Here is a 6,648-nt window from a genome sequence, read left to right on the forward strand (position 1 = left end):
CGGTCTATCTCGCCAGTGTCTGTGCAACCTGCGAGCGTGCCCGTGGCGCCGGTTACACCGAGCGAACGACGGGTGAATGTGTTGCACATTGCATTCTGCCGTATTCGAGGGGAGTAGATAATGGGGGAGAGTAGTCCCGATAGTTTTCCAGACAACAACCGTTTCGGCTGACTGTTTCGACTGTTTCAGTCATATTAACAGAATGTTTATTTTCTATTCTCTACAGAAATTTTATACTACAGAATATATCTCAATCTCTGTTAAATTGATTCTACAGCCCAATTTCAAGCCGTCTCAAAATCCATTTTCACACAACATACCAATTTATAGATCTATTATAGTCACGTTTTTCTGAAATATTTTTGAACGTCGATGCGTACCATATCTCGTCGGCGTCTGGGGAGCGCGAGAAATCCCACAGAACATTATTGAGAATATGAATATAATGGTGGAGAGAATGTTAAATAGTTATTCAAAAGCGCCCTCAGACAAATAAACAAAACATTATACTCCAAGAGATTCGACAGTCATAGAACGAACACATGTCTCTCCGAAACGCCTCGTGGTCCGGGTACGCCCTCTTGGTGGCGTTCCTTCTCGTCTCCGCAGGCGTCACTCCAGTTGCCACTGCGGCGGTAGACGGCGCAGAGATACGTGACATCGAATACGCAGGTCCAGGCGTAGTCGCATCTGAGAACGAACAGACGTACGTTACAGCGTGGCAACCAGCGAGCATCACCGTCGTAGTTGCCGCTGAGCAGGGAACCTACGACCTCTGTATTGGAACCGAAGGCTCTGAATCGACGATTCTCGAGTGCACGCAGATACAAGCGACAGGGAGCGAACAGCGTGTCACGGTCGACGTCGAGCAGTGGCCGATGAATGCGACGGGTGAGCAGGTCCTCACTGCCGAGGTTCGGCCATCGACGGGCGGCGAAGCACTCGCGACGGCGAGTCGTCCGCTGGTCGTGCTCCCTGCCGAAGGTGACGCCGACGGAGACAGCCTCAGCAACCAACGAGAACTCGAATACGGGACCAGTATCCGAGTCGCCGACACGGACAACGATGGATTAGGTGACGGGGCGGAAGTGAATCGGTTCGAGACGGATCCGACGAACACAGACACCGACGGTGACGAACTCAGCGACGGCGTCGAAGTAAACGAACATGGAAGTAACCCGAACGAGGTCGACACCGACGGCGATGGACTCGAAGACGGCGTCGAGGTGACGACGTACGGCAGTGACCCGACGAAAGGAGACACCGACGGTGACGGCCTCATCGACTACGAAGAAGTCGAGCAGTTCCAGACGGACCCGACTGTAGCCGACACAGACGAAGATGGCCTCGAAGACGGCCCAGAAGTGAACATCCACGAGACGAGCCCGACTGCGGTAGACACAGACGGCGATGGTCTCACGGACAGCGAAGAGTTGACTCGGTACGAGACGAACCCCACCGAAATCGACACCGACGGCGACGGACTCGAGGATGGTCGTGAAGTGTCCGTCACCAATACGAACCCGAACCAGGGCGATACAGACGGAGACGGCATCGGCGATGGAACCGAAGTCGAAAACGGAACCGACCCGAACGATGCGCCAGGTTCTGGTATCAATCCCCTCGGTGTCGGCGTCCAACCGACGACGGCAATCCTCCTCATCAGTCTTCTCGCCGTCATCGGTGGTGGTGTTGCCATCGCAAGTGGGAAGGTAGGTCTGCCGAGCAGAGCGTGGATGTCGGACCGTCAGAGAGAACAGGACGGGGAGACACCCGACTCTCGGTCGACTCACGCACAGGTATCGACACCTCGCGAGCAAGCCGACCAACCGCTCAGCGACGAGGACCACGTTTTCAAACTCCTCGACGAACACGACGGGCAACTTCGTCAGTCGGCAGTCGTCGAAGGGACAGGGTGGTCGAAATCGAAGGTTAGCCGTGTGCTCTCACGGATGGAAGACGAAGGAGGGATCAAGAAGATCAATATCGGCCGTGAGAACCTCATCACTCGACCAGACGCCGTCCCGGAACACGCGAAGTCACCGTTCGAAGATATTTAACGAAAACAGAAGCGTTCCACGGGTCGCACGACCCGTGGTCGTTTTACCCACACTGCAGAGTCAGGCTTTTCAGGTATCTTCGGTATTCTCTGCCGTGCCCCTACTACAGTTCGATACGACCGTCGAGATGTCTGTCGAAGAGAAACGATCGTTTGCAGATGCCGTCCGAACGTCCTACAGTAGACGCATGCAGACTGGTACGGACCACGTCGCCGTCGTCATTCGACCCAGGGAAGAAGGAGAACTATCCATAGGGAGACAAACCGACGACGACCGACTGCTGTTCTTGGACGCAGAGATTCGGACCGGTCGGACGTTCGAACAAAAGCGTTCGTTCGCGCTCGAAGTCATGAACCTCGCCGCAGACGAGTTCGCCGTTCCCGAGCCAAACATGAAAGTCGTCTTCACGGAACACGAAGGTCGGCAAATGATGGGCTACGACCGTGTTGGTTCCGATTGGAACCCTGACGAAGAGACAGATGCCTGAGTTTGTGTGGGAGAGCCAGACAGTTGGTCACTAGTGACTGAACAAGTCAAATGGGAGCAAATCGTACCAATACAACTATTCTACAGAGTCCAACTCAGAGTGCCTCACGGGTTGACCCCGAGGCAGTTCACACACAGCAGGCTGATTAGCGAACCGTCGGTTCTTCGGTCATCTCGGCGAACGCAACGGTCTGTTTGACGTCGGTTATCTCGACTTCGACGTTGTCACCGGGGCGTGTGTCGGGAACGATGATAACGAAGCCTCGTTCTACTTTCGCGATGCCATCGCCTTGGTCACCGAGCGTGTCGATCGTAACCGATCGGACGTCGCCTTCCTCGACAGGTGGGCGCCGAGCACCGTAACTCTGGGAGTTCGTCGGTTGCTGTTGCGAACTGGGGTTCTCCCACTCGTCTTCAGTTTGTGCCGATTCTGTCTCGTCCGTTTCGGTCGTCGATTCTGAGGTCTGCTCCGGCGTCATCGACGTCTCGGCAGCAGTTAGCAATGCAACTCGGTACGCCTCTTCAGTAGAGAGAGAACCATTCTCGACGAGTTCCTTCGGAATCGGTACGACGTAGCGGTTTCCGTCACGTTCGATAGATGCCTCGAACAGTAGCCGTAGAGAGTCTGAAATACCAGTCACTACTCCGAGTATGGGCAACAGTGGCTTAAATCATGGTGGATTTTGGGGCGATGTGCTACTCTAGGGTGGTTTCTGCACTTTTCGTACCCCACAGCTCGAACCAGCAATAATTTAGATTATCTAGATTATTCAGATTGCTCGGGTTTGGTGATTGCTCTCGGGTGCTCGCTGTACAGATAATTTGAATAATCCCTCGCAGTAGTAACCAGCAATTACCGCACGTTGGCACTCGATAGACCCTTAGCACCTCGTTTCGAAAATCAGATTTTTTGGATTATCCGAGTTATTTAAGCTATCCTCCAATTCAAGATAACCATAATTATTTCAAGAATGCCGAGAATCACAGAGTGCGATACAACCTCAACTCACCATGTCACGAGCAGTCAGCGTCTGTCTCCTCAAAGGCGGTATCGGAAAGTCAACCACCTCGATCAATCTCGCGCGCGAACTCGCCCACAGGGACAACAACGTCCTTTTGATCGACTTGGACCCGAACGGGCACACCACCACTGGCCTCGGATTCGGCGAAGAGTTCTATTCAGAAGCGCATCTCGGCGACGTCCTTCTCGACGATGCCGAACTCGAACCGACAGAACTCATCCTCGAGACCGACTTCGAAATCGACCTGCTGCCGGCGAACGACCGAATCGAGCAGGTAGAGTCGGACTTAGGCGGCGTCATGATGGGGTCCGCACGCCTCAAACAGCGGGTGGTCGACCCACTCCTCGGTGACGAGTACGATTACGTCGTCGTCGACTGCCCGGCGGCACGTGGGAAACTCAACGACAACGCGCTCTACGCGACACAGAACCTCGTGTTGCCGATGCGCCCGGAATCCGGTGCGCTCTCGGGCCTCGAGAAGACAGTCAAGCGACTCATCCAACCTGCTCGCGAACACTTCGACCTCGAGATACTCGCCGTCGTGCCGACAGACCTGAGAGACCGAATCGACCACGAGCGACCGACTCGACGACTCATCGAGGCTCTCGTTTCGAAGCCAAACATCGCGTCGAAGATTCCGAACTTCGGATACGTCGACCCCAGTTTCTTCGAAGCCATCGACGACGGGACGTGGGACGACGACCTGCCAAAGCCAGGAATCCGGCACCGTTCCGCTATCGACGCGTCGATTCGCGAACACATGCCACTTCGGGATTACGATACCACGTGTGACCAACTCGAGTGCTACGACGAGTTAGCGCAAATCGTCGAGACTGGAGAGGTAGACCGATGAGCGACGACCCCTTCGGCGACCTCGACGCTGCGATGGGAGACAGTGGCCCATCGACCTCAGATTCCGAAGCAGAATCAACTCAGGAACTAACGGCAGAGACGGACGAACTACCAGAGACAGGACAGGAGGTTTCGGAACGGTCCCCACTGGAAGACCCTGCCTTCGAATTCGACGAGACAGTTCACAAGGCACTCTACGTCCTCGAGGCCGTCGCTGCGGAGTTCGACGACATCATCACGTACGACGTCGAACGTGAACTCACCCGAGACCACGGGCTGAGGAATATCAAAAAGAGCGAATTACACAACGCTGCACTCGCCGTGGTCGCAGAACACCCCGACCTGATCGTCGACCGGGTGCTCGATCAACGTGGTATCGACGACGAGTGAAAGAGCATTCAGATAATCCAAAGTACGCGAGTTAGCTAAGTAAGGTGAGTTAGGTCAATTATCTCGTGTGCGTTTAGTCCTCTTACGACTGTGTTCTGACGGTCAACTCGACCACACTATTTCAGGTTCTCCAGAGAATTGTAGTTGTTCGAGTTCTCCAAGATATTAAAATTATCTAAATAATCTAACTAATGCAGATGGTCCAAGCTAGCTGGGTTAGATAGAAACCGTACGCCGAACGAGACCGAAAGAGAATGTAGGTGTCTCGGGCAATGTGGACAATCTGCAGTACCCAGATAATCCAAAACAGGTGAATGACAGAGCACCGACGGTCGGACGAGGTGGCGAACGAAACAGAGAGTGATAGAACAGGCGTCGCCACGATTCGGGACTAGCTTTTTCGAACCGGCCTCGCCGTAGCAATAGCACCCACACGCATTATTTGGATTATGTACAGGACATGAAGACTCCGTCGAGTCCAGATAATTGGTGTCTTTGTGGTCGAACACCAGATAAGAGGGTACGTGGGTACGCCAGATTACCAGCACAGTCCAAATAATCCAGATTATCAGAACTACTTCAATTAGATAGATGGCATAGATTGTGCACCAGCTGTGATTCTGTATTGAAATCTGGATTATTTACCTAATGGAGACTATCCCGGAAGACTGCGAATAATTTACATTATCTGAATTATTCAAATTTTTCAGATTGTACAAACCACGTATTCAAAAAGACTCGGGAGCAGATTCCAAACGAGAGTGTCCGGGACTGGAGGGAGAACTCGATAAGTACGATCAGGTCGCCCAGTGGGCCGTCACTCGAGTGTAGAGATACGACTATCCCTGAGCAACACCCGCTTGACGATATCAGGGTCTTCAAGGAGTCGATGGGTCCCATGGACCCCCTGGCCTCGGCCACGACCACGAACTTCAGATTGAATCACGTTGAGGAAGTCGAGTTCTTGAAGTAGTTCTTGGACCCGGCGTTCAGAGAGTTGGTCCATGTCGAGGTCGTCCGCGACGGTGAGATACTGACGGTAGATTTTGTTCGTCGTTACCTCGGCAGTCTTTCGACCACCTGTCTGGAGGACGAGAGAGTACAGAACAGCTTTCGACTGTGTCGCGGTCCCTTCGAGGAGTTCGCTGAATCGGTCGGCCTCGCTTTTCTCTTTTGCCGCTCTCACGTGGTCGTCGGAGACGGTATCAGCACCCTCCTTTTGTGCAATTCGACCAGCGTTGCGGAGGATATCGATAGCCTTCCGCGCGTCTCCGTGTTCCTGTGCAGCGAGCGCACTCGCGAGCGGAATGACGTCGTCAGTGAGCACACCAGGCTTGAACGCGTCCTTCCGGTTTTCGAGAATTTCGCGGAGTTGGTTCGCGTCGTACGACGGGAAGACGAGTTCGTCGTGTGCGAAACTCGATTTGACGCGTTCGGTCAATTCTTCGGGGTAGTCGATTTTGTTCGAGATGCCGATGATGCCGAGACGAGAGTCGACGATTTTCTGATTCTCGCCCGCTCGCGAGAGTTTTCGAAGAACCTCGTCGTCCCGAAGCATGTCGATCTCGTCGAGGATAACGATAGTCACGTCAGAACAGGTGTCGAGGACTTGCCACAGTCGGTTGTAATAGTCACCAGTAGAGAGTCCACGCTCGGGAATCGACATCCCACTCTTCGAGGGGTCATTCACCTGTGAGGCGAGCGTCTTGATGACCGATGCCTCAGTGTGTTGTTCACCACAGTCGATGACTGCGATTTCCACGTTTACATCTTCACGGCGTGCTTCGCTCTGTAACCGTTCGCTCACGAGACGAGCACTGAGTGTCTTTCCCGACCCA

The 6,648-nt window shown here is 53.8% G+C and carries 6 protein-coding genes; 4 read left to right on the plus strand and 2 right to left on the minus strand.

Annotation, left to right across the window (positions count from 1 at the left end):
* The first annotated feature begins 542 nt into the window (after nt 1–542).
* Complete coding sequence (locus tag AUR66_RS13620; protein WP_058572855.1) at nt 543–2,060, plus strand: helix-turn-helix transcriptional regulator; 1,518 nt, start codon at nt 543–545, stop codon at nt 2,058–2,060.
* 187 nt (nt 2,061–2,247) lie between these two features.
* Nucleotides 2,248–2,547: a tautomerase gene (locus AUR66_RS13625; protein WP_231727895.1), complete on the plus strand. Its 300-nt coding sequence runs from the start codon at nt 2,248–2,250 to the stop codon at nt 2,545–2,547.
* A gap of 145 nt (nt 2,548–2,692) precedes the next feature.
* On the opposite strand, the gene AUR66_RS13630 is transcribed toward AUR66_RS13625, so the two are convergent.
* Complete coding sequence (locus tag AUR66_RS13630) at nt 2,693–3,187, minus strand: TRAM domain-containing protein (RefSeq protein ID WP_058572857.1); 495 nt, start codon at nt 3,185–3,187, stop codon at nt 2,693–2,695.
* Nucleotides 3,188–3,557: 370 nt separating this feature from the next.
* On the opposite strand from AUR66_RS13630, the gene AUR66_RS13635 reads away from it, so the two are divergent.
* Together AUR66_RS13635 and AUR66_RS13640 are read left to right on the plus strand one after the other, a co-directional pair.
* Nucleotides 3,558–4,421, plus strand: a complete 864-nt coding sequence (locus AUR66_RS13635; protein ID WP_058572858.1) for a ParA family protein — start codon at nt 3,558–3,560, stop codon at nt 4,419–4,421.
* Entirely contained in the window at nt 4,418–4,810 is a 393-nt protein-coding gene (locus AUR66_RS13640; RefSeq protein ID WP_058572859.1) for a hypothetical protein, read from the plus strand. The genes AUR66_RS13635 and AUR66_RS13640 overlap by 4 nt, the downstream gene beginning before the upstream one ends.
* Before the next feature lie 817 nt (nt 4,811–5,627).
* On the opposite strand, the gene AUR66_RS13645 is transcribed toward AUR66_RS13640, so the two are convergent.
* Nucleotides 5,628–6,648, minus strand: a 1,021-nt coding sequence (locus AUR66_RS13645; protein ID WP_058572860.1) for a Cdc6/Cdc18 family protein, incomplete at its 5' end; no start/stop codon positions are given.

Source organism: Haloferax profundi (assembly GCF_001469865.1).
GTDB lineage: Archaea > Halobacteriota > Halobacteria > Halobacteriales > Haloferacaceae > Haloferax > Haloferax profundi.

What these genes read in the sequence shown, in the direction of transcription:
- AUR66_RS13620 (WP_058572855.1), top strand. Translation starts at nt 543, where the DNA reads ATGTCTCTCCGAAACGCCTCGTGGTCCGGGTACGCCCTCTTGGTGGCG.
- AUR66_RS13625 (WP_231727895.1), top strand. Translation starts at nt 2,248, where the DNA reads ATGCAGACTGGTACGGACCACGTCGCCGTCGTCATTCGACCCAGGGAA.
- AUR66_RS13635 (WP_058572858.1), top strand. Translation starts at nt 3,558, where the DNA reads ATGTCACGAGCAGTCAGCGTCTGTCTCCTCAAAGGCGGTATCGGAAAG.
- AUR66_RS13640 (WP_058572859.1), top strand. Translation starts at nt 4,418, where the DNA reads ATGAGCGACGACCCCTTCGGCGACCTCGACGCTGCGATGGGAGACAGT.